The organism is Pseudoalteromonas sp. PAB 2.2 (assembly GCF_001938575.1).
Lineage (GTDB): Bacteria > Pseudomonadota > Gammaproteobacteria > Enterobacterales > Alteromonadaceae > Pseudoalteromonas > Pseudoalteromonas lipolytica.
In genome coordinates this window covers 78,551-104,398 of the sequence record NZ_LYPI01000015.1, presented here as the reverse complement: position 1 = coordinate 104,398, position 25,848 = coordinate 78,551, and the positions used below count along the sequence as shown (strand labels likewise).

The window sequence follows — 25,848 nt, the reverse complement described above, 5'->3', positions numbered from 1 at the left end:
GGTAGCGAGTAATGTTACAGCCAAAACGTACAAAATTCCGTAAAATGCACAAAGGCCGCAACCGTGGTTTAGCGCAAAACGGTAACAAAGTAAGCTTCGGTACTTTCGGTTTGAAAGCTACTGGTCGTGGCCGTATGACTGCTCGTCAAATCGAAGCAGCTCGTCGTGCTATGACACGTCACGTAAAGCGTCAAGGTAAAATCTGGATTCGTGTATTCCCAGATAAGCCAATTACGAACAAGCCATTAGAAGTTCGTATGGGTAAAGGTAAAGGTTCTGTTGAGTATTGGGTTGCTGAAATTCAACCTGGTAAAGTACTTTACGAAATGGAAGGTGTTTCTGAAGAGCTTGCTCGTGAAGCGTTCAACCTTGCAGCACGTAAATTACCATTCACAACAACTTTCGTAACTCGGACGGTGATGTAATGAAAGCTAGCGAACTAAAAGACAAAAGCGTAGAAGAGCTAAATGCTGAACTTCTAGGACTTCTTCGTGAGCAGTTCAACCTGCGCATGCAAGCAAGCACTGGTCAGTTAGCTCAAACACACACGCTAAGAACAGTACGTCGCGATATCGCGCGTGTAAAAACAATTATTAACCAGAAGGCAGGTCAATAATGAGCGATAAAATCCGTACTCTTCAAGGCCGTGTAATCAGCGACAAGATGGATAAATCTTTCACTGTTGCTATCGCACGTTACGTGAAGCACCCAATCTATGGGAAATTCATCAAACGTACGACTAAGTTACACGTACATGACGAAAACAATACAGCTCAAGCTGGTGACGTAGTTACTATCCGTGAGTGTGCTCCTATTTCTAAGACTAAGTCTTGGACTTTAGTAGACGTTGTTGAGCGTCCAAAGCAAGCTTAATTTTTAATTAAGTTTACTTACTAAAAAACCCCGGCTTTGCTGGGGTTTTTTGTATTTAAAACAACCTTCACTGCTTTGTGACGTGAGTCGTTAGCTCAGCGAGTAGGGGGTATACCCACCTGAAATAACACTGATACCAACCCGCAATAATACTTACTCATTTTGAGTGATTAAACCTGTTGCTACTTACGTTATAAATGTCTGATTTACGACTGCATGGAGGTAGGGGGAAATGCAGGATCAATTGTCGAGAACAACTAAATAACTAAATTTTTGCCTTGTTATCAAGGAATGGTATTACTCATTTAAAACACTAAACCTGACGTTCATAGCGTTATACTTTGTTCATTTAGCACAATTCAATAGCCAAATTAGTGCCTTGCCACCGACACGTTTTGCACCTCAACATAGACCACTTAATTAAGCGAATTGCGACCAGTTAAACGGGAGCTAACCCCTTACGAGTTAACAATGAACTTATTGGGTTATTAAATACTCTTAGAATAAAAAACAAGGAGTGTTGGTGTTAAAGGGACGTTATAAAGCATGGGTGTTTTCGATTACACTTCATGTTCTCATACTGCTTATATTTGCTAAACATGCTCAGCGTGTCATTGTTGCGCCTTGGCTTGAACCTAAAGGTGTGATGCAAGCCTATGTTACCGTTGATCTCACGACCTTACCTCGTTTAAATATAGATGTAGAAAAAACGCCCGAAGAAAAAGCTAAGAGTAGCCAATTAGGTTCTGCGACAGAACCAAAATCAGAGGACACTGCTTCAGAAGTTGCTGAACAGCCGAGTTACGCAGCTATGAATGAAAGTACTTTAAGTCTGGCTGCTCAAACAAATTCCAGAGGAAGGACAATGACCAATGCGTCAACAGTCGCTACGCCAACAAAAGAGCCTGAAATCGTTGCATCAGAGGTATCACCAAGGCCATTTAAAAAGCTTAATCCTTATGCGCCATTACCTAACATGGATGTTGAGTACAACCAGTCGACCGCGCACGCGACAGGAAATTTACACTCAGCAACAAACAATGCGAGTGGAGTACGAATAACGAGCCCTAAAGAGTACTCAATTTCAAGCGAAGCCACGGTATTATGGGAAAATGGTGATGGTAGTCGACGCATCGAGATGCTGAATGGACAGTGTTATGGCATTGACTTTAATTCAGTGTTCGGTAAATCAGGCGTACCGAGTGGTTCACCCAGACCCTGTGAAGATAAAGAAGCGGCGTTGTTCAAGGAGATTATGAATAAGTGGAGCAAAAAATAAATAAAGTTCTTTACCTCAACTAAAGTTGAGCTTTTAAAGTGGCGTTTTTTAGAAGGACGTTGCTATGAATGCACTCGAAAACTACCTGTTAAGTCTACAAATTAATTGCTACAACACCTCAGTCACACAAATCATCGACGTACAGAACCGTATTTTTCGGTCTCTTTTATCAGCATCTCATTACGCTGAGGCATTGTTAGTTGCACTCGATATTTCTCATTATTCAACACCGCAGCAGCATCAAGCTTTATTAAAACAGGTGTTACATCATCTTGGTTACCGTATCCGTGTTGAGCGGCAACGACATGATGTACTGTTTATTGAACACACACGTTTAGCATATACATTACATTTAGCGTGAGCTGTCATTAACTGGTCATGTTGCTGGCGTGAAATAACACTGTTTTAAGGAATAACATGGAGTGCCTTGGGTCATGCAACAACCAAACATTATTATTTTAGGTAATGGCCCTGTGGGTGCGCATATCGCAGCGAGCGTTAATCGCTGCCCACGCGTGGTTAGGTTTAATCGTTGTGCAGACATGCCAGCCCATTTAGGTAAGCGTTGTACCGATCTATGGCTAGTTGGGCGAGGCTATCAGGCGCATGGCTTACTAGAGAGACCGCTTACAATACCACTCGAAGGGCTTTCACAGGTTATGATCACTGATCCTAACCCTCATCCGTTGTTGCACTGCTTTTTTAAATTAATTCATCGAAAAGGCAAGATAGACTACGCTAATCAGTTATTTAAGATGTATGGTCTGCACTGTAAATGTGAACGTTTAAGCGCTCAGTTTCGACAATCATTACTCGCTCACTTGCTTACTTTAGGACCTGTAATACATCGACCTTATTGCCCAAGCTCTGGCACTCTAGCTATCGCTTTTTATTTATCGCAGTTTGATAAAATACATATTGCTGGATTCGCTTTTCGAGGATGGAAGCGTCATCCGTGGCATTTAGAAAAGCGCTATGTAGACGGGTTAATTGCGGCAAATAAAGTGGTTTTACTTGATTAAAAAAGACACTTAACTGACGTTAAGTGTCTTGCCTTAACGAAGTTACCAAATCATTTCTGCAAATTCAGGGTGATCAACAAATGGGTTACGATTTCCTTGGAATTCAAATGCGGCTTGGTTTCTATCAAGTTCAAGCTGACTAACAGGGTCGTCGTTATGCCATTTTAATAGCATCGCAATGACCCAGTTCTCGAACACCTGACTTGATGAGCCATTAAGCACAGCATTGCTATACGTTGTGTTGTTTTGCCAGTTAGCAATCACATTTTCATAGCGTGTTGCCATGTAAAAATAAGCCCGTGCAAAATCACCTTTAAACTCATCAATCGGTTCGAATACCGTACCTGAGTAATTTAATGAGCTAGCGGCACTGCCTAATTTGCTTCCATTACTAGAGGTGTAGCTTGCACTGGCGACTTCGCCGAAAGGGTAGTTACTGCGTTTTGAATTTACATAGCCATCAGTGGCAAAGATATGATGTACATCTGAATTCATGGGCTCAACAGTGCCACCAAACCAGCTTTTTGGGAACGAATGCTCGCGGTTATAGCAATCAGCTTCACTGTTGTAGGTACCGCACTGGTCGCTAACAGCAACATAGTTATAGCTGTCTTGGCCTGCTGGATTCTCTGAATAACGGTCTAAAATTGAGTTATCATTCTCAAAGTATTTATCACGCGATGCGAGGTCGTAAAATCCCCAAATAGCCGAATAACCTTGTGAGTTATGATCCTTAATTATGTTGTACAGTTCCGTTTTTAAAGCATAGCCTGTAAGGCCTTGAGTCGTTACATAATATCCTGTCGGTTCTGTTGGTGTGGTACCGCCGCTATTCCCGCCGCCAGTGTTATCACCTAAACTAAACGGTGTAGCCTCTGAGCTTTGGAAGCTTGCGCCACTGGCAAGCACAGTTTGACCTAAAGAAAGACTGTAGCTGCCATTACCGAATGAACAGCACATGCCATCACCGTAACTATCAAAAATAGTGAATGTGTAGTCACCATCAACTAAACAGGCTTGCTCGTTATAGTTCGTATTAGCAGCGTAGCTGCCGCCTGATGCTACTGTGCTGCCTTGAGCATTGGTAATTTGCCAACTGGTCTCTGCACCATAGTTGTCGGTGGTGAGGGTAAGAGCGACTTGGTTATCTGTACAGCCCCCCGCAGGTGGAGGCGGTGTGCCAATGTTTGGCGCAAAGTTATCGACATAAACAACTTCGCTGCCATCAAAGCCCGTTACGTCGTAAAAACGTAATCCTACATCGATAGAGGTTGTTACTGATGCGGTATATTGATAGCTGATCTGTTGCCATTGATTTGTTAATGCTGAGTTTGAATAACCTTGGTAGCCATCAACGACAAGGCGTGCCTTCACCCCCCCTTCGGTATGATAAACCCACGCCGAAAACTCATAGCTTTCACCCGCAACGACATCAACCATTTGTAATAAATCAGTATTACTTTGCGTACCTGTATTCACTGTAACGCGAGCTGAGTAGTTACCCGAGTAAACCACATTACTGTTGCTGCTGAGATTTATACCACTGTCAATTGTGCTCCAACCTGAGGGGGCACCTGCTGACCAAGTTTCGAAATCAGCATTGTTGATATTCGCCATTGCTGAACTTGCTAAACACAGCAAACTGCTGGCTAGCATTATTTTATTACATGTCCCGTGTGACATTATTGTTTCCTTTTCATTGTTATATTGTCTGTTCTTAAAATGAACACAGCGAGTATAGGCTAAACACGGTATGTTGCAATAATGTTAATTGGTAAAATATTTATTCGACTAAGTAAGCATTTAATCTGTTTTTTATAGTAAATATGAAAATTAATAACTAAATGGAATATCAAAGCAGATTCTATTCTTTTTTAATCGTGCGAGACCTCGTTATTCTTCACGCTCAGATAAACTTTTAAAAAGCATCGTTTGAGCTCTTTTAAAGTCGAAAAAATTATTAGTGAAATGCCAGTAGCAAGGGGTTTCGCAGTTAACTTTCAGGGTTACGAGGAATAAATTCATGTTGTTGAGTCAACTAAATGCAGCGGCGAGCCCGCTATCGCAAGAGCAAGTACAAAAGCTGCAAGGCTTAGTGGCTGAACTTAATCCAATTCAGCAAGCGTGGGTAAGTGGTTACTTAGCTGCAAGTGCTAATGCGGGTGCATTAACAGGGGGCGTTGCTGCGGCTCCTGCTGCAGGCGATGCTGCACCACTCACTATTTTATACGGCTCACAAACAGGCAACGCCAAAGGTGTTGCAAGCAAATTAAAAGAGCAAGCTGAATCACGTGGATTAGCAGTAAAACTAGTCAATATGGCAGACTACAAGCCTACAGCCCTGAAAAAAGAAAAATTTATCACTGTTGTGGTATCAACATACGGTGAAGGTGAGCCACCTGAAGATGCAGAAAGCTTACATGAATTCTTAACCACCAAAAAAGCACCTAAATTAGATGGTGTAAAGGTAGCAGTAATTGGTTTAGGTGATTCAAGCTACGAATTCTTCTGCCAAACAGCAAAAGATTTTGAAGAGCGCTTCAATAAACTAGGTGCAGAAACTATTTTCCAACGCGCAGACTTAGACGTTGATTACGATGACGAAGCTGCAAAATGGATAGACGGTGCGCTTGATGCATTTGAACCCGACCTAAAAGCACAGCAACAAACAAGCGGTGGTCAAGTGGTGGCAATGCCATTTGGTGCAGCAGCACCAGCAGCAAGTCAATACACCAAACAAAACCCGTTTGCCGCTGAGCTTAGTGTGGTACAAAAGATCACAGGCCGTGATTCAACGAAAGATGTACGTCATGTTGAGATTTCTCTAGAAGGTTCTGATATTACCTATACACCGGGTGATTCGTTGGGTGTGTACTTCTTAAATGACGAAGCGCTTGTTGATGAAGTACTTGCGCTTACACAAATCGATGCATCGAGCACGGTTAAACTAGGCGACGAAACGCTAAGCGTACGTGATGCACTGATTGAAAAGTTAGAATTAACGCAGTCTTACCCAGGCTTTGTTGAAAAATACGCAACAGCAACGGGTAACCCTGAATTATTAAAGCTTGTTGAAGATAAAGCGGCTATGCGTGAGTACATTGAGCCTCGCCAAATCTTCGATATTATTCGTCAAAACCCAGCAAAGCTTGACGCACAAACGTTAGTAGATTGCTTACGCAAACTACAAGCGCGTTTATATTCGATTGCATCGAGCCAAGCCGAAGTTGAAGAAGAAGTGCACTTAACGGTTGGTCTGGTTGAGTTTGACGCATTTGGCAGCGAGCACTTAGGGGGCTGTTCTGGTTATTTAGCGCGTCGAGCTGAAGAAGGCTGTAAGGTAAAAGTATTCAGTGAGCATAACGACAACTTCCGCTTACCAGTAAGCGACGAAACGCCCATTATTATGGTGGGACCGGGTACCGGTATTGCGCCATTCCGTGCGTTTTTACAAGAACGAGACGCCCGTGAAGCAAGTGGTAAAAACTGGCTATTCTTTGGTAACCCACACTTTACGCAAGACTTCTTGTATCAAGTAGAAATTCAAGGCTACTTAAAGTCAGGCTTACTCACTAAAGTGGATGTGGCATTTAGCCGTGACCAAGCGGAAAAAGTTTATGTTCAAGACAAACTACGTAAAAACAGCAAAGAGGTGTTTGCGTGGTTAGAAGCCGGAGCACACATCTATATTTGTGGTGATGCTAATCGTATGGCGAAAGATGTGCACCACGCACTGGTTGACATCATCAAAGAAAACAGCGGCAAAGATGATGAGCAAGCTGAGCAATACTTAAAAGATTTACGTAGCGCCAATCGCTATCAGAAAGACGTGTATTAAACACGTTTAAAAGCTAACAGCCGTCACCGTAACAAATTTAGGAAATACCATGAGCGAACAAGACAAAAACGTAAAGCTTTCTGATAACGAGCGTTTGAAAAGAGAAAGTAACTTTTTACGTGGCACCATTGCACAAGATTTAAAAGACGAGATCACCGGTGGTTTTACCGCTGATAACTTCCAGTTGATCCGTTTCCACGGTATGTATCAGCAGGATGACCGCGATATTCGCGCTGAACGTGCTAAACAAAAGCTAGAGCCGTTACATAATGTTATGTTACGTGCGCGTATGCCAGGCGGTATCATCAAGCCTGAACAATGGTTAGCGATTGATAAATTCGCCGACGAGAAAACCAGCTACGGCAGTATTCGTTTAACCACGCGTCAAACGTTCCAGTTCCATGGCGTGCTTAAGCCCAATATTAAAGGCATGCACCAAATGCTTGATAGCGTGGGGATTGACTCAATTGCGACCGCGGGCGATGTGAACCGAAATGTACTGTGTACGACGAACCCAGTTGAGTCAGAGCTTCATCAAGAAGCGTACGAGTGGGCCGCGAAGATTTCTGAGCATTTATTACCAAAAACCAAGGCTTATGCTGAGATTTGGTTAGATGGCGAAAAGAGCGAAACCACCGAAGAGCCCATTTTAGGCTCAACGTACTTACCACGTAAGTTTAAAACGACGGTAACGATTCCACCGAATAACGAAGTGGATGTACACGCCAATGATTTAAACTTTGTGGCAATTGCAGAAAACGGCAAATTAGTTGGCTTTAACGTGTTAGTGGGGGGTGGTCTTGCGATGACTCACGGTGATACAGCTACGTATCCACGTAAAGCAGATGACTTTGGTTTTATTCCACTTGAACACACATTGAAAATTGCTGAGCACGTGGTGTCTGTTCAACGTGATTGGGGTAACCGTTCAAACCGTAAAAATGCAAAAACCAAATACACATTAGACCGTGTAGGTTCGGATGTATTTAAAGCGGAAGTTGAAAAGCGTGCTGGTGTTAAATTCGAAGATAGTCGTCCGTACGAGTTTACGCATCGTGGTGACCGTATTGGCTGGGTAGAAGGCATTGATGGTAAGCACCATTTAACGCTGTTTATTCAAAGTGGCCGTATTTTAGATTACCCAGATAAACCACTCAAAACGGGATGCCGTAAAATTGCTGAAATTCACCAAGGTGATTTCCGTATGACGGCAAACCAAAACCTGATCATTGCTGGCGTACCCGCTGATCAAAAAGCCGTTATCGAAGAGATTGCTCGTAATCATGGTTTAATTGATGACAGCCATACTGAGCAACGTAAAAACTCAATGGCGTGTGTGGCATTACCAACGTGTCCGTTAGCGATGGCAGAAGCTGAGCGTTACTTACCAAGCTTAATTGAGAAAACAGAAGCGCTCTTAGCGAAACACGGTATGGGTGATGACAACATTATTATGCGTGTTGTGGGTTGCCCGAATGGCTGTGGCCGCGCGATGTTGGCAGAAGCAGGGCTTGTTGGTAAAGGCCCGGGTAAATACAACGTGTACTTAGGTGGTAACCGTGAAGGCACGCGTATTCCTAAATTGTATTTAGAAAATGTTGGCGAAGATGTCTACCTAGATGCATTCGATAAGCTCATAGGCCAATGGGCGAGTGAGCGTAATGACGGTGAATGTTTTGGTGATTTTGTTATTCGCAAAGGCATTGTTGCTGAAGTCAAAGTTTCAGTAACCGATTTTCACGCATAATTTTAAAAGCGATACCGCTTTAAGGTTTGGAATTAACCATGAGTGAATTTAAAAACATCTTAACGATGAGCAAAGAAGACCAAACAGCCATGCTGGCTGATATTAACGGTCTTCTTGCTGAAAAAAGCGCTGAGGAGCGTGTTGCGTGGGCACTTGAAAACTTACCAAGTACACACTTTTTATCGTCTAGCTTTGGTATACAAGCCGCTGTGATGCTACACCTTGTGACATCGCAGCAGCCAGATATTCCTGTGGTACTGACTGATACTGGTTATTTGTTCCCAGAGACATATCAGTTTATTGAACACATGACAGAACGGTTATCGCTGAATCTTAAAGTGTACAAGTCTGAGCTCAGCCCTGCGTGGCAGGAAGCGAAGTTTGGTAAGCTTTGGGAGCAAGGAGAGGCGGGTATTAAGCAGTACAATCAGCTTAATAAAGTTGAGCCAATGACCCGCGCATTGAATGAGCTTAATGCGGGTACATGGTTCAGTGGCCTTCGTCGAGACCAATCATCGTCGCGTGCTGATAAACAAATAGTTGAAATTAGCCGTGGTACAGTGAAAGTATATCCACTGATAGAGTGGAATAATCACGATATCTATCAGTACCTAACGAAACATGATTTGCCGTACCATCCGCTTTGGGAGCAAGGCTATGTGTCAATGGGTGATGTGCATACAACACGTAAACTCGAACCCGGTATGACTGAAGAAGAGACTCGTTTCTTTGGGTTAAACCGTGAGTGTGGTTTACACATTGATGGTGACGGTATTTAGTCCTAATTTCCTATCAGAAAATTCATAAAGCGCGACATCGGTTGCGCTTTTTTTATACCAAAAATGTATAGTCCATGGCTCAATCGAGTGAGAGAAAATCATGAGCCGTTTAGTTATATTATTCTTGTTGTTTAGTCCATTGTGTTTAGCCGATACGCTTCGTATAGGATTGCCTGATAGCGATTATCCTCCTTATCATTTTATGGCCGGTAAAGAAGAGGGGATTGTGAGCGATTTACTGAACCGTTTTGCAAAACAATATGGAGTGAGTATTGATTACTTTTATGTGCCAGAGAAACGTTCACAAAAAATGCTTGATGAAGGGTTACTTGATGGTCGAATCGAGTCTGTAGAGTGGTATGTTGGACAGAATCAATACTATTGGAGTGATGCGCTCGCGGTGGTAGAAGATGTATTGGTCATGCCAAGTGGCTGCCATATTCCTATGATTGAACAGCTTGCCGGGTATGTGCTTATGGCGCGTTATGGCTACACCTATCCCCAGTTTGAACACTTATTTCAATCGGGTGATATGCACAGAGAGAATTTTTACTCAGAATTTGAAATGCTACTTGCCTTAATGGATTGGGAGCATAACCAACGCGTCGCAGTGATTTCTCGGGATGCCTTAACGTGGTATGTTGCTCGCAATAATGATTTTAAAAAGTTCACTGTGAGTGATTACTCTGTAGGCAAAGCGCCATTACAGTTACAGTTTGCGTTTGATGAACGTGGTAAAGAGACCAGCAAACAATTTAATGACTTTCTGAAAAATCTCAAATCATCAGGAGAGTTTGCTAAGATAATGAATAACTACCAATAACGGATAAATTGGATCATGAAGCGATTTTGCTATCTTGCAGTAATGCTATTACTGACCAGTATTGTGCTGCTATTTTATATAAAAAAGCCCGATGGTCAGCCTTACTTATCGCTCAGCATGTTGCAACGTTATTCACAACAAGTAAGTCATGATGTCACTCAAAGCGCGTCACAAAATGTTGAGTCGTGGGGTGTTAAAGCCGAGCAGCTTTTAAAGCAATTTAGCGAGCCTGATAATGGTCATGCAGCTGTTGTGGTTTATAAATGGCAAGATGAGCAGGGACAGTGGCATTTTGCAGATACACCTCACCCACAATATGCGAGTACGTTGGTGACGTTAGACTCGCGAGAAATCACGGTGTTACCCGCAGAGAGTTTTCAAGCAGACCCCGAAAGCAAGTTAACTGAGACACAGGTTAAATCAGCTGCAGATTCGAATTTATACGACCCTAAAAAAATACAACAACTCATACAAGATGCTGAGCAAATAAAGCTGCAAATTGAGCAACGTAATAAGCAATTAGAACACTAAACGTGCGTGTTTTTTGTGGTTAATTCGCTTTCAAGCTTCATTAAAAGAATGGTTAAATAAATCTTTGTCGGTAATGAAAATAACACGCCTACCGCGATACAAGCCGCACTGATCATAATGCCGTGTACACCTAGGCTTTCATCTAAATAGTTACTTGCTAACAGCGAGTGGCCTAAAATAATTAAGCAAATACCTAATATAATAAATACCTTAAGGGTTCTTATAATATTTTTTTCTGTCATTTTAAGCACCAACATTTAAAGGCGTAATTAAAGTGTAGGTGCTATCTGACTTAGACGGTTTGTTTTAAATCAAGTAATGATTGGTTACTTATTAAGCTTTACTGGGCCGTTAATATTGTCAATACTTAAGTCGCCAGAACCAGCCTCAATAATAGTGAGTCCAAGGGTATCATTGACATAAATACTGCCAGAGCCATCGGTGATGGTAACGAGCCCTTTTATGTGTCTTACATCTATATCACCAGAGCCGTCTTCGATAGTGAGCGCACCACCTAATGTTTTAACGCTAATACTACCTGATTCATCAATGATACGTGCTGGGCCTTGGCTATTCTCGATGCGAATATCTCCAGAGTCATCTTCAATATCAATACGGCCTTGGCCTTGGTCTATTATAATTGAGCCAGAATCGTCTTCTATGTTGATATTGCCGCTTACATTACTAATGTGAATGTCGCCAGAGTCATCATCAAGACGAATATTGCGACCTCCTTCAATCACAATGGATCCTGAGTCATCATCAATACTGATATCGCTTTGCATAGCACGTATGACGATATCACCTGAATCATCATCAATATCAAGTTTAAGCTGTGCTGGCACAGATACGATTAAATCGATATGAGGTGATGAGCCACTGTAAAACGACACGCTACCATTATTGAGCTTACTGATAAGCTATGCTGTGTCGCCGTGTTTTTCAAGTGTTAGCGTATAGGTTTCATCGCCTTTAGCCGCATAGATATTGGCATTCACTGTGATAGCTGTGGCATTGCTGTCGCCTTTGATGATCAGTGAGCCGGCTTCGGCATCGATTTTTAACTGGCTTACATTTGCAGCCGAAACGCGTAAGTCTTGTTGTTTTTGTTCAGCAAACTGATCCGCAGATACATGAATAACACAGCCTGTTATTAATAAGCTCGATGAGATGGCAGTTGCGCACATCGCGCGTTTGAATGATGCAATAGTCATATGGATTCCAAAATTATTGTGATTTTTATCTGGTTAGCATTCGCAAATTATGATCCAATTTTAACATGCTGATTTTTATGTGCTTTTCATTTTTTGTAACTAAGTGTGCTGGTCTAAACTGCAATTTATTGGTGTTTTAAACAAAAAAAGGGGCTGAAATCTCAGCCCCTTAGTTAACTTAAAAGTGATTACTGCTCAGCCAGCATATTACGAAGTACATACTGTAAAATGCCGCCGTGTTTGTAGTAATCCCACTCTTTGGGTGTATCAATTCGCACATCAACACTAAAGCTAACTTGCTTACCTTCGCTGTTAGTTGCAATAACGCTGACTTCATTGGTTTTGTCGTATAAGCCTTCAAAATCAAAGGATTCTTGACCAGTCAAACCAAGCGATTCATAACTTTCACCCTCTTTAAATTGAAGCGGTAATACGCCCATACCAATCAGGTTAGAGCGGTGAATACGCTCATAGCTTTGCGCTATGACTGCTTTTACACCCAGTAATAAAGAGCCTTTTGCTGCCCAGTCACGTGATGAACCGGTCCCATACTCAGCACCAGCCAAAATAATCAATGGGGTACCGTCTTGTTGATACTGCATGGCCGCATCAAAAATGCTGGCAAGTTCATCTGTTGGTTGTATGCGTGTGACACCCCCTTCAGTGCCAGCAGCAAGTAAGTTTCTTAATCGTACATTGGCGAAGGTGCCGCGCATCATGACTTCATGATTACCTCGACGAGAGCCATACGAGTTAAATTGTGCTTTTTCTACACCATTTTCTTGTAAGTACAAGCCAGCAGGAGCATCGGCTTTAATCGCCCCCGCAGGTGATATATGGTCGGTGGTGACTGAGTCTCCAAGTTTTGCTAAACAACGTGCTCCACTGATCGTGGGGATACCGGGCGGTTCTATTTCCATGCCATCAAAGAATGGCGCTTTTTTAATGTAGGTTGATGCGTCATCCCAGTCATAAAGCTTACCTTCAGGGATTTGGATTTTTTGCCAGCGATCATCACCTTGATAAACATTACCGTAGCTCGATGCAAACATCTCTTTGGTGACGGTATCACGCACTAACTCACTCACCTCACTCACACTTGGCCAAATGTTCTTTAGATAAATGTCGTTACCATTGGGGTCTTGTGCCAAGGGTTCATTGTATACATCAATGTCGGTGCGTCCCGCGATAGCGTAGGCCACAACAAGCGGAGGTGATGCTAAAAAGTTCATTTTTACATCTTGGTGGATACGGCCTTCAAAGTTTCGATTGCCCGATAAAATAGAGCTTACAACAAGTTTGTGCTTCTGAATTGCTTCACTTATTTCATCAGCGAGCGGGCCTGAATTACCAATGCACGTGGTACAGCCATAGCCCACAAGGTTAAACCCAAGCGCGTCTAAATCATCCATTAAATTCGCTTTTTTCAAGTAATCAGTGACCACTTGAGAGCCTGGCGCGAGTGATGTTTTAACCCACGGTTTTACTTTCAACCCTAGCTGTTTGGCTTTTTTAGCAACTAAACCCGCCGCCAGAATAACGCTCGGATTTGACGTGTTTGTACAGCTTGTTATTGCAGCAATGACACACGCACCGTCTTTTAACTCAAACTCTTCACCTTTGAAGTTAACTTTGGCTGCGCCCATATATTGCGCTTCGTTAACAGGATCATCCGGATTTGTTGTCGGACCTTCATCTTCGATACGTGCTTCTTGAGTATCACTTTTATCACGCTGTTGCATGCGCTCATTTTGGAAAGCTTTTAAGTGTTCCCCAATCACCTCGCCTGCTTTATCAAGGGCAATACGGTCTTGCGGACGTTTGGGACCAGCAAGGCTAGGCACTACATCATCTAAAGACAGCTCTAATGTGTCGGTGTAATGTGCTTCGTCGCCTGGGTTTCGCCACAGTCCTTGGTGTTTGGCGTAGTCTTCGATTAGCTTCAGTTGTTTTTCATCGCGATTTGTTAAACGCAGGTAATTAATCGTTTCATCATCAATCGGGAAAATACCACATGTTGCACCATACTCAGGTGCCATGTTTGCGATGGTAGCGCGGTCTGCAAGTGGTAAGTCAGCAAGGCCATCCCCATAAAACTCAACAAATTTACCCACGACACCATGTTTACGCAGTATTTCGGTTACTGTGAGCACTAAATCTGTGGCGGTTGTGCCTTCGGGCAAGCGACCATTGAGCTTAAAACCAACCACTTGTGGAATTAGCAAGCTAATGGGCTGACCAAGCATGGCCGCTTCGGCTTCTATGCCACCGACACCCCAACCAAGTACGCCTAAGCCGTTAATCATTGTGGTATGCGAATCTGTGCCGACTAGGGTATCTGGATAAGCGAGGGATTGACCATTTTTTTGATCGTTAAACACCACACGTGCCAAATACTCTAAATTAACTTGGTGTACGATACCGGTTGCGGGTGGCACCACTTTAAGGTTATCAAAGGCTGTTTGTCCCCAACGTAAAAATTCGTAACGTTCTTTATTTCGTTCATATTCGAGCTTGGCGTTTAAGTCGAACGAGCCATCTTCGCCATAACCATCAACTTGTACAGAGTGGTCTATTACGAGTTCCGCAGGTGACAGTGGATTAATTTTAGCGGGGTCTCCGCCAAGTTTTTCCATGGCGTCGCGCATTGCGGCTAAATCAACAATCGCAGGGACACCTGTAAAGTCTTGCATCACCACGCGCGCAGGCGTAAAGGCAACTTCGGCGGAGGGTTTTGCTTGTGGATCCCAGTTTAGAAGTGCGTCTATATCTTGCTTTTTAATGTTTACGCCATCTTCGTTGCGTAATAGATTTTCTAACAATATTTTTAATGAAAAAGGCAGGCGTTTGGCTTTGTCACCAAGACCTTGTAAAGAGTGGATATGATATTGCTCACCATTGATCGTAAGCTGTTTTTGGGTATCAAAACTGTTATTCATTATTTGCCCCTGTGGTTTACGCAAGCAATGCTCGCTTTTTATGTTTCCTTTACGAGATATCTGCAAACTTAATACCAGCTATTAAAATTCACCGTGCTGATGAAAAAATATGCTATCTAATTATAGTTGATGCCGATGCAACTTATTTCAAGGGGAGAGAGCAATAAAAGAGCAGTAATTAGACAGCAGCTCATAACATAGACTGACGTTAAGTTAGCCAATGCTGCTGTTTTGCGTGATGGCTAACAAGCAACAATAATAAGCCAATTACAATCACGCAAAATGGCATTGCCAAAGCACTAAAACCAAAGAGGGCGAGGCTATCGATTACGATAAAGTTGTAATACTGCTGGACTAATACAGCGACAAACGAAATAAGAAACAACTCTCTCGCGAGGGCTTTTTTAGCAAGTAATAAAATGCTTGCTAAGCTGGCTGAAAACACCGCTATCGCAAAGGCAAGCGTTGACCACAGCGGGATATCACGGTATGCGGCTTGTTGATCGAGTGGTAATTGGTCAATCATCTCTGGGGTAATGAGTAGCTGCATAATAAGTGCAATTACCCCGAGTAGATTCCAAACTAATGCGGCCCATGCAAGTGGTTTGAGCCAAGCGGGAGAAGTCATAAATCACCTTTATATTGTTATTATCAAGCACAATTAAAGGGGATAAATATTAATTAAGCAAGGCTAACCAAAAGAAATAGGGCGACGACCTGTTTTTTCGTCTACTTTAGGCTTTTTAGTGCGCTTACGTTTTTTGGCTGTTGATGCGCTGCTCTCTTGCGGGGCGTTCTGTCGTTGTTGCTCAGGTTGTTTTTCTGGGCGAGGGTTCGGTATTGCATCCTCACTTAAGGTTAATTGAAATTGCTCACCATCAAACGAAAGTACGTCGCCACTGTATAATTTTTTCCGTTTTATTGTACAAATTTCATAGTTAACTCCAACATAACCTTCACCGATTAAGGTCTTTGCTTGGCCACCTGTCTCAACTAAATCGAGCACTTTAAGTAAGTTACATAACTCTATTGGCTCTTCTTCAAGCTCAATTTCGATGAAATCTTCGTTCATGTTGGTCTCTCATAATTTAATCGCAGCCATTATAAAGCCTAGCACTGGATTGAACCAAGGTTAAATTTTTAAGCGCTTCACATACTTAAAAAATGAGCACAAAAAATAATGACGTATTTTGCAGAGTCGTAAGAAAACTGCAGTATTTCATAAGTACACTGCGCGCGTCTCGATATGGTGCGCTACTTGCTAAATGCAACGTCGTTTTATTTATTATTCGTTCAGGAGAAGTAGTCATGGGCGTTAGGTCAGTACTGAAAAAAGAACTAATGGGGTTAGACGATACATCGTTACTTGCAGCAGATGATGTGCGTGCATTATTAACCCAAACAATGAAAGCGCAGCCTGATAAATCAGAACAAGGCTTTGCATTAATTTCGCGTTTTAATGATAACCACAGCCAGCTTGCCTATGGAGAGGAGAGTAAAGAAGAGTTACTTGAGTATCAGGTTCACCGCTTATTTAAAGATATTCTTTACACTCGACGCAGTGTTGATAAATGGCTAAGTCACCATTTAAATTAGTTGATTAATCAGCTTTCCTCTAATAGACTACATTTGTAATCTATTGGAGGGAATAGTATGAACAGGATGTATATTTGGTGTGTGCTGCTATTGTTAGTTGGTTGCCAACAGCCAACTGTTTATGTTTATACAGAAAACTTAGACGCACAGCAGCAAGCTCAGCTCGATTTAGCCTTAAGTGCTCAGCGTTTACCTTATAAATACACGCAACTGAGTGTGCCGCGAGAGTTTGGCGACGCGACTTTGATGTTATCCGAAGATAAAATTTTGACTGAACAGACTGAGATCTTAGCTGGCATCATGCAGCGACTGGGTTATCAGCCTGAGATCAAATACACCACCGCCGCAAATCACTTTTACAATCATGGCAATATTGGCTTTTACTTAAAAGCACCGAGTGAGGAGGATGAAATTTCTCTGCCTAATCGTGTTTTCACAACACACTGCGATGAGGATAAGTTTAATGGACTGATGGTGACATTTACCGAGAAGCACGCCGAGTTTGTGCTTCCTGGCGGGACCCCAGTATCACTTAAGTGGGATTATCTGTACGGTTATCTGGTTATTTATTATAAAAACTATTCACAGACCTACAGCCATTCAACACCCTATGTAAGTACACCTTTTGGTGAAAAGCCAACAGATACCTATCGATATACTATTAGGGTTAATCAGCCTAGTTGGTTAAATTGCTCGTTGCAAATAGTCTATATGGACTAAAAAATCTTTACCTCAACTAAACTTGAGGTTTTAGCATGGCTGTCATCATTACTTATAAGGACATGCCATGCAAAACTACATTAAACATTATCTAAATTCTTTGGCTATTGATTACATTAATGAAGACAGAAATCTTGCATTGATTGAGCGTTTACAAGCGGCGCATTTAGCTCGCTATAGTTTCAGCAGTGTCAATGCATTACAGGCTAAATCACTGAGCCTTGATGACGATAAAGTGTTTTCACGTTTAATTAATTTACAAGAAGGAGGTTATTGCTTTGAACATAACAAGATCTTCTTTCTTGCGTTGGTCGCACTCGGTTTTGACGTTGAAATACTCATAGCGCGGGTGATGCTTAACGGCCGTGAAGAAAACCCTCGCTCGCACCGATTAACAAAATTGACACTCGAGGGTAAACACTATTTGCTCGATGTTGGCTTTGGGGTAAGTACACCGGTAATCGCATTGCCAATTGATCAGTCGTCACGAGTCAGTGAAGGTGTGAACTTATATGAAATTAGCCGACGTGACAGGCTAATTGATGTGAGGCAAGTTTTACCAAATACTCAGCATTTATACCGCGTTGAACTGGCTCAATTCTATGAGAGTGATTGCGAAATCGCTCATTTCTATAGTCATCACCATCCAGACGCTGCATTTGTTAACAACCTTGTTGTATCACGTATTGAAAAGGGTGAACGCTGGCTTATTCGAAATAATCTACTGCATTATTGGCACGAAACATCAGCAGTTCATACGCAACAGGTTATTCAATCACGTGAGCAATTACATACATTACTTACAGACACATTTCTTTTAAATGTAGGCAAAGCAACGTCTGCATGGTTAATGGAGCGCTATGTATTAGCCGCGTGATTCGAGGAAGTTACTCAGTTTAATAATACGCTCACTCATGCCTTCGATGATGCGGTCTTTAATTTTTTCGCGGATCACGTTTGGCAATCGGGTGAGGGCTTCCGGTGTGATTGCCAGTAAAATAGTATCCACTTTAGCGCGGGCGCTAGTACTGCGCTCGCGATTATTGATAAATGCGCCTTCACCAATAAACTCACCTGGTTCAATGGTGCCGAGCTCAAGCAAATGGCTTTGCTTAAAGATGATTAATGAACCACTCAAAACAATATAGAGTCGCTTGTCATTATCAAACTGTTTAAATACAGCTCGACCTTGTTGTACTAAATACAAATGGCTGAAAGATTCTAATAACACCTGTCGTTCACTCAGGGTAAACTCCCGAAAGAACGCCAATCGGTTAATAATTTCCATCTGCTTAATAAGCGGAATATGTTCGATTAACTTCATTACTTACATCGTTTATAACGCAAAATTAGCTAATATTGCGCTCTTTTAACTTGCGGGTCAATGTATTGCGCCCCCAACCAATTTTAACCGCAGCCTCTTGTTTGTGGCCTGCACAATTTGCCAGTGCGGTTTTAATTAAACGAGTTTCCAGTTGAGCTTGAATCGCGGGCCAAATATTTTCTTTCCCTTGTTTAAGCTCGAGGTTTAACCATTGTTGGAAAGCTTCAAGCCAATCACCTTCTTGCTCTACAGGTTCTGCCGCGATAATTTCCGGTGGTAAATCTTGCTCACTGATAAGCTCTCCAGGTGCCATTACGGTTAACCAACGACAGGTATTCTCGAGCTGACGCACGTTACCCGGCCAGTTAAATAATCGCAATTGCTCGGTCGCTTTTGGGCTTAAAATTTTGCTTTCGACTTGCAGCTCTTTGGCGCTTTTATGGAGAAAATGTTGTGCTAAACGTTCAATATCCTCTGTACGTTCACGAAGAGCCGGTAAGCGAAGACGCACCACATTTAAGCGGTGGAATAGGTCATCACGGAACTTACCTTGTTTTACCAAGTCTTCTAAGTTCTGATGGGTGGCGGCAATAATACGAACATCTACTTTAATACTTTGATGCCCGCCAACACGGTAAAACTCACCATCGGCTAAAACACGTAATAAACGGGTTTGTACATCCAGTGGCATGTCACCAATTTCATCTAAAAATAGCGTGCCGCCATTCGCTTGTTCAAAGCGGCCTTTACGAATACTGTCGGCCCCTGTAAACGCGCCTTTTTCATGGCCGAATAATTCTGATTCAACCAGTTCTTTAGGGATGGCAGCCATATTAAGAGCAATAAACTGGTTTTCTTTTCGTGGGCTATGGTTATGCAATGCACTGGCGACAAGCTCTTTACCAGTGCCTGATTCGCCATTGATTAAAACACTCATGCTTGATGCAGATAATTTACCTATTGCACGAAACACTTCCTGCATAGCAGGGGCTTCACCAATGATATGGGCATTGGTTTGCGGCGCTTGTTTGCGTCTGGTTTTCTTTGTGGAGTTTGCACGGCAAGCACTTTCAACTAAAGAAACGGCTTCTTCTAAATCAAACGGTTTTGCGAGGTATTCAAACGCCCCTTTTTGAAACGCATTAACCGCCGAATCTAAATCCGAGTGGGCAGTCATGATAATGACAGGTAACCCAGGGTTTTGCTCAGCGATTGTTTCTAGTAACGCCATACCATCCATACCTGGCATACGCACATCAGACACCAGCACGGTAGGCTGGCTAAACTTTAAAGCATTCAGCACTTCTTGCGCATTGGCATAGCTTTGAGTTTCAAATCCTGCTCGTGCCAGCGCTTTTTCTAATACAAAGCGTATTGAGGCATCATCATCAACTAACCACACTGTTTTCATGACTACTCCAAAAAAACCATTAATCCGTAAATGGCAAATAGATATTAAATTCTGTATGGCCTGGCCAACTGTCACACTCTATGTGTCCATCATGTTGGTCAACCAACGTTTGCGCGATGGATAAGCCAAGACCCGACCCATTTTCTTTATTGGTAATCATCGGGTAAAACAAGGTTTCTTTTAAACTCTTGTCTATGCCTGGACCGTTATCCGAAATTTGGATCAGCAAGGTTTTTTTCGGTGCTTTACCAGGGCGTCTATGTTGATGGTTGATACGGGTTTTTATTCTAATTTCTCCCCCATCAACGAGCGCCTGTTGTGCATTACGAATAATGTTTAATACCACTTGTTGAATTTTACTCTGATCGATATATACGCTGGGTATGCTCGGGTCATAGTCTTTCACTAACGTGATATTTGCATTGTTATCAAGCATGCTTAATTTAACGACAGACTCAAGCGCTTGGTGAATATTGCCATACGACTTATGTGGCAGTTGATTCGGGCCAAGTAAACGGTCGACTAATTCACGTAAGCGGTCTGCTTGTTCAATAATGAGTTCTGCACATTGATCTCGTTCTTGCTGATCAACCTCATACTGCAATAATTGCGCCGCTCCGCGTATACCCCCCAAAGGATTTTTTATTTCGTGGGCTAAACCACGAATTAAATTACGTGCAGCTTGATACTGATGCATTTGATTTGAGGCCTGATCGTGGCGAATTTCATCGTCCATCTGGCGGCATTCAAACAAGATATAATTGTCATCTTTATTGGTAATTCGGCGTGTACTAATTGTGAGCTTGGCATGGCGAGAATCGATGAACACCACGTCAGCTCTATGCTGGTGGCAATCAACACCATCAAAGAGTGAATACTGAGCAATGCGTTTAAGATCGATAGAGTGGTAGTTAAACAGGTTATCAAACGGTTGGTTGAGAATGCGCTTTGGCCCTAAACCAAGTAGCTCACTGGCACTATCATTGGCATAAACAAGTTTAAAATCACGGTTAAGTAAAATAACCGCTGTACTTAAATTTTTCCAAATGCTGTCGAGCAATTCTGAGTTAAATTGTGTATCACTGAGCATGGTTGCACCATTTTAGTGCGTTACGATTAAGTGCAGCTTAGCATAATCCTTTTGCATTGCGAGGCGCGTTTGAAAAAATTAATTCCCACCAAAAACAGACGCTCTGTGCATGTAGAATGTGCTAACTGGACTGACCGAAACGAGTTTATTGTTCGCATTAAATAGTTTGGCTTGTAATGTGTGCTCGCCTCGATTTACGCCTCGTAGTGCAAAAGTAGAACTGTTACTTGGTTCGCCATGGGGGGCACCATTTACAAAAAGTTGTACTTTAAAACCCGTTGCAAAGCGAGGAATGACACGGGTTGTAACATAAACAGAACCGGAGTTTTCTCTGACTGTTGCTTGGTCTTCAGGTGAGGAAATAGCGATTTTAAAGTTTACGGGTGTTGCACTGGCTGTGTTATCAAGAATACTGGTGTCGGTAGCAGGCATGGTCAAGTTAGGGGTATTAAGCTTTACTTCGGTAGCACCGGGGCGTGGCGTATCAGAAAATACCAGAACACCATTTTTATCTTTCCACGAATACACTTTTTTTGTTGTTCCATAACTAAAAAAGCTTACTGATAGTAACAAAAATACCAATAAAGTTGTTCTTTTCACCCTGCGACCCTGCATTTTTTTATGTAATTAAAACTGTAGAGGAGAACACGCCTAATTACCATTAAAAAAGCCCGCCAAAGCGGGCTTGAGAACACACATTAATTATTTACTGTCTACGACGTATTAAACGCTGTAGTACATTTCGAACTCAACTGGGTGAGTTGTCATGTTAAGTTTTTCAACTTCTTTGTTCTTAAGTGAGATGTATGCATCAATTAGGTCGTCAGTGAATACACCTCCTGCTTTTAAGAACTCACGGTCAGCATCTAAAGCAGCAAGTGCTTCGCTTAGTGAAGAGGCAACTTGTGGGATCTCAGCTGCTTCTTCAGCAGGTAGATCGTATAAGTCTTTATCCATTGCATCGCCAGGGTGGATCTTGTTTTGAATACCGTCAAGGCCAGCCATAAGCATTGCAGAGAATGCTAAGTATGGGTTTGCTGTTGGATCAGGGAAGCGTACTTCGATACGACGTCCTTTTGCAGATGGTACTACAGGGATACGGATTGAAGCAGAGCGGTTACGTGCAGAGTATGCAAGCATTACTGGCGCTTCGAAACCTGGTACAAGACGTTTGTACGAGTTAGTTGACGCGTTAGCGAATGCGTTGATTGCTTTAGCGTGCTTGATGATACCACCGATGTAGTAAAGCGCTTCTTCAGAAAGACCTGCGTATTTGTCACCAGCGAAGATGTTCACGCCATCTTTACCTAAAGATTGGTGACAGTGCATACCAGAACCGTTATCACCTACAAGCGGCTTAGGCATGAATGTCGCTGTTTTACCATAAAGGTGAGCCATGTTATGGATAACATATTTCATCTCTTGGATTTCGTCAGCTTTTAATACCATTGTATTGAAGCGTGTTGCGATTTCGTTTTGACCCGCAGTTGCTACTTCGTGGTGGTGTGCTTCAACAACTTGGCCTAGCTCTTCAAGAACTAAACACGTTGCTGAACGCCAGTCGTGAGATGAGTCGATTGGTGAACATGGGAAGTAACCACCTTTAACACCTGGACGATGACCTTTATTGCCACCTTCGTAATCTTTATCTGAGTTCCAAGCCGCTTCGATGTCGTCGATTTTATACATAGAACCAGACATGTCTGATTTGTATTTAACGTCATCAAATAGGAAGAACTCTGGCTCTGGGCCAAATAATACTGTGTCTGCGATACCAGTTGAACGCATGTACTCTTCTGCACGTTTAGCAACAGAGCGAGGGTCACGCTCGTAACCTTGAAGTGTTGAAGGCTCAACAACGTCACAACGTACGATTAAAGTTGCTTCTTCAGAAAATGGGTCCATTTTTGCAGACTCAGGAACAGGCATTAATACCATGTCTGATTCGTTGATACCTTTCCAACCAGCAATTGAAGAACCGTCAAACATTTTGCCGTCTTCAAAGAAGTCTTCATCAACTTGATGATGAGGAATAGAAACATGCTGTTCTTTACCTTTGGTATCAGTAAAGCGTAAATCAATGAACTTAACGTCATTTTCTTTGATAAAATCTAAAACCGATTGTGACATGTGTCCTCCAATTGTTGGGTTTTATTTTTGCTGCATTATTGCTTTTGTTCTATGTAAGCTGGTTTCATGCCAAATTTTTAACGCCTTGTTTAGGCTTATAAAAATAAAATAAAGCGCATTTTGTTAATTATTTTTGCACTGTTTTGGTGCGTAAAATGTTCATTGTGGTGCGTTATGCTTACCGGTTGTATTTGCACAACGATTAGCCACCCTAGATAGCATAAACGAAATGTGCTTTAGTGCCAAAATATTGCTAAAAAGGTGATTTTTTACCAGTTTTGATGTTCGATTAAAGATAAAATTAATAAAATTGTCATTTATAAAACAGATACTTATAAAAAGCCTGAAGAAAGTTTATAAAATTGTATTGGATAAACTTTCATCCATGCCATTATTAAGGGATAATATGCGCCCTTTTAAATCCTATGCTTAGACATCTGTTGAAAATGCAGGTGAGTGCGTAGATCTTGCAGGATCAATGAGATTCAATTTCTCTGAGAAAAAATATGAGCATCGAAAAGTTAAGAAATATAGCGATTATCGCCCACGTTGACCACGGTAAAACAACTTTGGTTGATAAACTGCTTGAGCAATCAGGCACATTAGAAACACGCGGCGGTAATGAAGAGCGCGTGATGGACTCAAACGACATTGAGAAAGAACGTGGTATTACCATTTTGGCTAAAAACACAGCCATCTCTTGGAATGATTACCACATCAATATCGTAGACACCCCAGGACACGCCGACTTCGGTGGTGAAGTTGAACGCGTACTTTCGATGGCTGACTCAGTATTGTTACTTGTTGATGCTCAAGAAGGTCCAATGCCACAAACGCGCTTCGTAACGCAAAAAGCGTTCGCGCAAGGTTTGAAGCCAATCGTTGTTATCAATAAAATTGATAAGCCGGGTGCACGCCCTGATTGGGTTATGGATCAAATCTTTGATTTATTCGATAACCTTGGTGCAACTGACGAACAGTTAGACTTTAAAGTTATCTACGCATCAGCTATCAACGGCTGGGCAACATTAGATTTAGACGAACCATCTGACAACATGGAACCTATGTTCAAGATGATCGTTGACGAAGTATCACCACCGGATGCAGATCCTGAAGGTGACTTCCAAATGCAGATTTCTCAACTTGATTACAACTCATACGTAGGTGTAATCGGTATCGGCCGAATCAAGCGTGGTTCTGTAGCGCCTAACCAACAAGTAACTATTATCAGTGCTGATGGCACAAAACGTAATGGTAAAATTGGTGCGGTTCAAAGCTACTTAGGTCTTGAGCGAATTGATACAGACCGTGGTTATGCGGGTAATATCGTAACTGTGACAGGTATCGGCGAATTAAAAATCTCTGATACAGTGTGTGCGCCTTCTAACGTTGAAGCGTTACCTCCGCTATCAGTTGATGAGCCGACAGTAACAATGACGTTCTCTGTAAACACGTCGCCATTTGCGGGTAAAGAAGGTAAGTTCGTAACATCACGTAATATCCTTGAGCGTTTACAAGCTGAGCTTGTTCACAACGTAGCATTACGTGTTGAAGAAACTGACAACCCAGATAGCTTCCGTGTATCAGGCCGTGGTGAACTTCACTTAGGTATCTTAATCGAAAACATGCGTCGTGAAGGCTACGAGCTTGCTGTTTCTCGTCCAGAAGTAATCTTACGCACTGTAGATGGTGTATTAGAAGAACCGTACGAAACAGTAACGATTGACTGTCAAGAAGAGCACCAAGGTTCTATCATGGAACAAATTGGTCTGCGTAAAGGTGAACTAACTGACATGGCGCCAGATGGTAAAGGCCGTATGCGTATGGACTTTATGATGCCGAGCCGTGGTTTAATCGGTTTCCAAACTGATTTCATGACGCTTACATCAGGTTCAGGTCTTATGTACCACACGTTTGATCATTACGGCCCTCACAAAGGCGGTAACATCGGTCTACGTAAAAATGGTGTAATGATCGCTAACGCAACAGGTAAAGCGTTAACTAACGCATTATTCAACCTTCAAGAGCGCGGTAAGCTATTCATCGGTCACGGTGTAGAAGTTTACGAAGGTATGGTTATCGGTATTCATAGCCGTGATAACGACCTAACTGTAAATGCACTTAAAGGTAAGCAGCTAACGAACGTTCGTGCATCAGGTACTGATGAAGCGCAAACATTAACACCACCATTGAACTACACACTTGAGCAAGCGCTTGAGTTTATCGATGATGACGAGTTAGTAGAAGTAACACCTGAAAATATTCGTATTCGTAAGCGTCACTTAACTGAAAGTGATCGTAAACGTGCGAGCCGTGCTTCTAAAGGCTAATTTACGCTTTTAGCTCACGCAAAATAACACGCCGTCGTATTTCAAAATACGGCGGCTTTTTTGTTTAAGGAGACTTGTTTTTTGCTGTCAGCCGTAACACTCACAAATGTTCGTTCTTGTTGTTACTAAGGGGTGGCGTATTTTATTTCTATTGATAAATTAATTACTTGTCTACTAACCTCTAACTTCTAACTTCTAACCT

At 42.3% G+C, this 25,848-nt stretch carries 27 protein-coding genes; 15 read left to right on the top strand and 12 right to left on the bottom strand.

Annotated elements, in window-relative coordinates:
- Window positions 1–11: 11 nt before the first annotated feature.
- The 6 genes from rplP to BWD47_RS14410 all read left to right on the top strand — a co-directional run bounded on the left by rplP (window position 12) and on the right by BWD47_RS14410 (window position 3,174).
- Window positions 12–425, top strand: coding sequence for a 50S ribosomal protein L16 (gene rplP / locus BWD47_RS14435; protein WP_036974208.1), 414 nt, complete (start codon window positions 12–14; stop codon window positions 423–425).
- Window positions 425–616 (top strand): 50S ribosomal protein L29, encoded by a 192-nt coding sequence (rpmC, locus tag BWD47_RS14430; RefSeq protein WP_004588692.1) that lies wholly within the window; start codon window positions 425–427, stop codon window positions 614–616. Before rplP ends, rpmC begins: the two co-directional genes overlap by 1 nt.
- On the top strand, window positions 616–873 hold the full coding sequence (rpsQ, locus tag BWD47_RS14425; protein ID WP_036974206.1) for a 30S ribosomal protein S17: 258 nt from the start codon (window positions 616–618) through the stop codon (window positions 871–873). The genes rpmC and rpsQ overlap by 1 nt, the downstream gene beginning before the upstream one ends.
- Window positions 874–1,396: 523 nt before the next feature.
- Window positions 1,397–2,152 (top strand): hypothetical protein, encoded by a 756-nt coding sequence (locus BWD47_RS14420; RefSeq protein WP_036974204.1) that lies wholly within the window; start codon window positions 1,397–1,399, stop codon window positions 2,150–2,152.
- Between the two features lie 64 nt (window positions 2,153–2,216).
- Window positions 2,217–2,513, top strand: a complete 297-nt coding sequence (locus tag BWD47_RS14415) for a hypothetical protein (protein WP_075594184.1) — start codon at window positions 2,217–2,219, stop codon at window positions 2,511–2,513.
- A 73-nt stretch (window positions 2,514–2,586) separates the two neighbouring features.
- The gene (locus BWD47_RS14410) at window positions 2,587–3,174 is read left to right on the top strand and encodes a hypothetical protein (RefSeq protein ID WP_036974200.1); all 588 of its coding nucleotides are present in this window, start codon (window positions 2,587–2,589) and stop codon (window positions 3,172–3,174) included.
- A 42-nt stretch (window positions 3,175–3,216) separates the two neighbouring features.
- On the opposite strand, the gene BWD47_RS14405 is transcribed toward BWD47_RS14410, so the two are convergent.
- A complete protein-coding gene (locus BWD47_RS14405) occupies window positions 3,217–4,857 on the bottom strand; it encodes an endonuclease (RefSeq protein WP_075594183.1) in 1,641 nt (546 codons plus the stop codon).
- A 340-nt stretch (window positions 4,858–5,197) separates the two neighbouring features.
- On the opposite strand from BWD47_RS14405, the gene BWD47_RS14400 reads away from it, so the two are divergent.
- From BWD47_RS14400 to BWD47_RS14380, 5 genes are all read left to right on the top strand, one after another.
- On the top strand, window positions 5,198–7,012 hold the full coding sequence (locus BWD47_RS14400; protein ID WP_036974194.1) for an assimilatory sulfite reductase (NADPH) flavoprotein subunit: 1,815 nt from the start codon (window positions 5,198–5,200) through the stop codon (window positions 7,010–7,012).
- A gap of 49 nt (window positions 7,013–7,061) precedes the next feature.
- Window positions 7,062–8,759, top strand: a complete 1,698-nt coding sequence (gene cysI / locus BWD47_RS14395; RefSeq protein ID WP_036974192.1) for an assimilatory sulfite reductase (NADPH) hemoprotein subunit — start codon at window positions 7,062–7,064, stop codon at window positions 8,757–8,759.
- A 38-nt stretch (window positions 8,760–8,797) separates the two neighbouring features.
- Window positions 8,798–9,538 (top strand): phosphoadenylyl-sulfate reductase, encoded by a 741-nt coding sequence (locus BWD47_RS14390; protein WP_075594182.1) that lies wholly within the window; start codon window positions 8,798–8,800, stop codon window positions 9,536–9,538.
- A gap of 100 nt (window positions 9,539–9,638) precedes the next feature.
- Window positions 9,639–10,361 (top strand): ABC transporter substrate-binding protein, encoded by a 723-nt coding sequence (locus BWD47_RS14385; protein ID WP_081759807.1) that lies wholly within the window; start codon window positions 9,639–9,641, stop codon window positions 10,359–10,361.
- 15 nt (window positions 10,362–10,376) lie between these two features.
- Entirely contained in the window at window positions 10,377–10,892 is a 516-nt protein-coding gene (locus BWD47_RS14380) for a DUF4124 domain-containing protein (RefSeq protein ID WP_081759806.1), read from the top strand.
- Here the strand turns inward: BWD47_RS14380 and BWD47_RS14375 are convergent.
- From BWD47_RS14375 to BWD47_RS14355, 6 genes are all read right to left on the bottom strand, one after another.
- Complete coding sequence (locus BWD47_RS14375; RefSeq protein ID WP_036974184.1) at window positions 10,889–11,134, bottom strand: hypothetical protein; 246 nt, start codon at window positions 11,132–11,134, stop codon at window positions 10,889–10,891. The genes BWD47_RS14380 and BWD47_RS14375 overlap by 4 nt on opposite strands.
- Window positions 11,135–11,218: 84 nt before the next feature.
- Window positions 11,219–11,785 carry a DUF4097 family beta strand repeat-containing protein gene (locus BWD47_RS20270; protein WP_083633673.1) on the bottom strand — a complete coding sequence of 189 codons (567 nt, stop codon included), beginning with the start codon at window positions 11,783–11,785 and terminating at the stop codon, window positions 11,219–11,221.
- A 27-nt stretch (window positions 11,786–11,812) separates the two neighbouring features.
- Entirely contained in the window at window positions 11,813–12,106 is a 294-nt protein-coding gene (locus BWD47_RS20265; RefSeq protein WP_083633672.1) for a hypothetical protein, read from the bottom strand.
- A gap of 188 nt (window positions 12,107–12,294) precedes the next feature.
- Window positions 12,295–15,045, bottom strand: a complete 2,751-nt coding sequence (gene acnA / locus BWD47_RS14365; protein ID WP_075594181.1) for an aconitate hydratase AcnA — start codon at window positions 15,043–15,045, stop codon at window positions 12,295–12,297.
- Between the two features lie 208 nt (window positions 15,046–15,253).
- Window positions 15,254–15,673: a hypothetical protein gene (locus tag BWD47_RS14360; protein WP_036974178.1), complete on the bottom strand. Its 420-nt coding sequence runs from the start codon at window positions 15,671–15,673 to the stop codon at window positions 15,254–15,256.
- A gap of 63 nt (window positions 15,674–15,736) precedes the next feature.
- Entirely contained in the window at window positions 15,737–16,117 is a 381-nt protein-coding gene (locus BWD47_RS14355) for an RNA-binding S4 domain-containing protein (RefSeq protein ID WP_036974175.1), read from the bottom strand.
- Window positions 16,118–16,353: 236 nt separating this feature from the next.
- On the opposite strand from BWD47_RS14355, the gene BWD47_RS14350 reads away from it, so the two are divergent.
- The 3 genes from BWD47_RS14350 to BWD47_RS14340 all read left to right on the top strand — a co-directional run bounded on the left by BWD47_RS14350 (window position 16,354) and on the right by BWD47_RS14340 (window position 18,238).
- Window positions 16,354–16,641: a hypothetical protein gene (locus BWD47_RS14350; RefSeq protein ID WP_065978927.1), complete on the top strand. Its 288-nt coding sequence runs from the start codon at window positions 16,354–16,356 to the stop codon at window positions 16,639–16,641.
- A 57-nt stretch (window positions 16,642–16,698) separates the two neighbouring features.
- Window positions 16,699–17,361 (top strand): hypothetical protein, encoded by a 663-nt coding sequence (locus BWD47_RS14345; protein ID WP_036974172.1) that lies wholly within the window; start codon window positions 16,699–16,701, stop codon window positions 17,359–17,361.
- A 67-nt stretch (window positions 17,362–17,428) separates the two neighbouring features.
- On the top strand, window positions 17,429–18,238 hold the full coding sequence (locus tag BWD47_RS14340) for an arylamine N-acetyltransferase (RefSeq protein ID WP_075594180.1): 810 nt from the start codon (window positions 17,429–17,431) through the stop codon (window positions 18,236–18,238).
- Here the strand turns inward: BWD47_RS14340 and BWD47_RS14335 are convergent.
- The 5 genes from BWD47_RS14335 to glnA form a co-directional block, all read right to left on the bottom strand.
- Window positions 18,227–18,685: a cyclic nucleotide-binding domain-containing protein gene (locus BWD47_RS14335; protein WP_036974168.1), complete on the bottom strand. Its 459-nt coding sequence runs from the start codon at window positions 18,683–18,685 to the stop codon at window positions 18,227–18,229. The two genes, BWD47_RS14340 and BWD47_RS14335, sit on opposite strands and share 12 nt — an antisense overlap.
- 25 nt (window positions 18,686–18,710) lie before the next feature.
- Window positions 18,711–20,096 carry a nitrogen regulation protein NR(I) gene (gene ntrC / locus BWD47_RS14330; protein ID WP_036974166.1) on the bottom strand — a complete coding sequence of 462 codons (1,386 nt, stop codon included), beginning with the start codon at window positions 20,094–20,096 and terminating at the stop codon, window positions 18,711–18,713.
- A 19-nt stretch (window positions 20,097–20,115) separates the two neighbouring features.
- A complete protein-coding gene (gene glnL, locus BWD47_RS14325; RefSeq protein WP_036974163.1) occupies window positions 20,116–21,186 on the bottom strand; it encodes a nitrogen regulation protein NR(II) in 1,071 nt (356 codons plus the stop codon).
- Between the two features lie 78 nt (window positions 21,187–21,264).
- Entirely contained in the window at window positions 21,265–21,786 is a 522-nt protein-coding gene (locus tag BWD47_RS14320) for a DUF4124 domain-containing protein (protein ID WP_371915645.1), read from the bottom strand.
- A gap of 123 nt (window positions 21,787–21,909) precedes the next feature.
- Window positions 21,910–23,316 (bottom strand): glutamate--ammonia ligase, encoded by a 1,407-nt coding sequence (gene glnA, locus BWD47_RS14315; protein WP_036974159.1) that lies wholly within the window; start codon window positions 23,314–23,316, stop codon window positions 21,910–21,912.
- 506 nt (window positions 23,317–23,822) lie between these two features.
- Between glnA and typA the strand changes: the two genes are divergently transcribed.
- Entirely contained in the window at window positions 23,823–25,646 is a 1,824-nt protein-coding gene (gene typA / locus BWD47_RS14310) for a translational GTPase TypA (RefSeq protein ID WP_036974157.1), read from the top strand.
- The last annotated feature ends 202 nt before the right edge of the window (window positions 25,647–25,848 follow it).

What these genes read in the sequence shown, in the direction of transcription:
- rplP (WP_036974208.1), top strand. Translation starts at nt 12, where the DNA reads ATGTTACAGCCAAAACGTACAAAATTCCGTAAAATGCACAAAGGCCGC.
- rpmC (WP_004588692.1), top strand. Translation starts at nt 425, where the DNA reads ATGAAAGCTAGCGAACTAAAAGACAAAAGCGTAGAAGAGCTAAATGCT.
- rpsQ (WP_036974206.1), top strand. Translation starts at nt 616, where the DNA reads ATGAGCGATAAAATCCGTACTCTTCAAGGCCGTGTAATCAGCGACAAG.
- BWD47_RS14415 (WP_075594184.1), top strand. Translation starts at nt 2,217, where the DNA reads ATGAATGCACTCGAAAACTACCTGTTAAGTCTACAAATTAATTGCTAC.
- BWD47_RS14410 (WP_036974200.1), top strand. Translation starts at nt 2,587, where the DNA reads ATGCAACAACCAAACATTATTATTTTAGGTAATGGCCCTGTGGGTGCG.
- BWD47_RS14405 (WP_075594183.1), bottom strand. Translation starts at nt 4,857, where the DNA reads ATGTCACACGGGACATGTAATAAAATAATGCTAGCCAGCAGTTTGCTG.
- BWD47_RS14400 (WP_036974194.1), top strand. Translation starts at nt 5,198, where the DNA reads ATGTTGTTGAGTCAACTAAATGCAGCGGCGAGCCCGCTATCGCAAGAG.
- cysI (WP_036974192.1), top strand. Translation starts at nt 7,062, where the DNA reads ATGAGCGAACAAGACAAAAACGTAAAGCTTTCTGATAACGAGCGTTTG.
- BWD47_RS14390 (WP_075594182.1), top strand. Translation starts at nt 8,798, where the DNA reads ATGAGTGAATTTAAAAACATCTTAACGATGAGCAAAGAAGACCAAACA.
- BWD47_RS14385 (WP_081759807.1), top strand. Translation starts at nt 9,639, where the DNA reads ATGAGCCGTTTAGTTATATTATTCTTGTTGTTTAGTCCATTGTGTTTA.
- BWD47_RS14380 (WP_081759806.1), top strand. Translation starts at nt 10,377, where the DNA reads ATGAAGCGATTTTGCTATCTTGCAGTAATGCTATTACTGACCAGTATT.
- BWD47_RS14375 (WP_036974184.1), bottom strand. Translation starts at nt 11,134, where the DNA reads ATGACAGAAAAAAATATTATAAGAACCCTTAAGGTATTTATTATATTA.
- BWD47_RS20265 (WP_083633672.1), bottom strand. Translation starts at nt 12,106, where the DNA reads ATGACTATTGCATCATTCAAACGCGCGATGTGCGCAACTGCCATCTCA.
- acnA (WP_075594181.1), bottom strand. Translation starts at nt 15,045, where the DNA reads ATGAATAACAGTTTTGATACCCAAAAACAGCTTACGATCAATGGTGAG.
- BWD47_RS14360 (WP_036974178.1), bottom strand. Translation starts at nt 15,673, where the DNA reads ATGACTTCTCCCGCTTGGCTCAAACCACTTGCATGGGCCGCATTAGTT.
- BWD47_RS14355 (WP_036974175.1), bottom strand. Translation starts at nt 16,117, where the DNA reads ATGAACGAAGATTTCATCGAAATTGAGCTTGAAGAAGAGCCAATAGAG.
- BWD47_RS14350 (WP_065978927.1), top strand. Translation starts at nt 16,354, where the DNA reads ATGGGCGTTAGGTCAGTACTGAAAAAAGAACTAATGGGGTTAGACGAT.
- BWD47_RS14345 (WP_036974172.1), top strand. Translation starts at nt 16,699, where the DNA reads ATGAACAGGATGTATATTTGGTGTGTGCTGCTATTGTTAGTTGGTTGC.
- BWD47_RS14340 (WP_075594180.1), top strand. Translation starts at nt 17,429, where the DNA reads ATGCAAAACTACATTAAACATTATCTAAATTCTTTGGCTATTGATTAC.
- BWD47_RS14335 (WP_036974168.1), bottom strand. Translation starts at nt 18,685, where the DNA reads ATGAAGTTAATCGAACATATTCCGCTTATTAAGCAGATGGAAATTATT.
- ntrC (WP_036974166.1), bottom strand. Translation starts at nt 20,096, where the DNA reads ATGAAAACAGTGTGGTTAGTTGATGATGATGCCTCAATACGCTTTGTA.
- glnL (WP_036974163.1), bottom strand. Translation starts at nt 21,186, where the DNA reads ATGCTCAGTGATACACAATTTAACTCAGAATTGCTCGACAGCATTTGG.
- glnA (WP_036974159.1), bottom strand. Translation starts at nt 23,316, where the DNA reads ATGTCACAATCGGTTTTAGATTTTATCAAAGAAAATGACGTTAAGTTC.
- typA (WP_036974157.1), top strand. Translation starts at nt 23,823, where the DNA reads ATGAGCATCGAAAAGTTAAGAAATATAGCGATTATCGCCCACGTTGAC.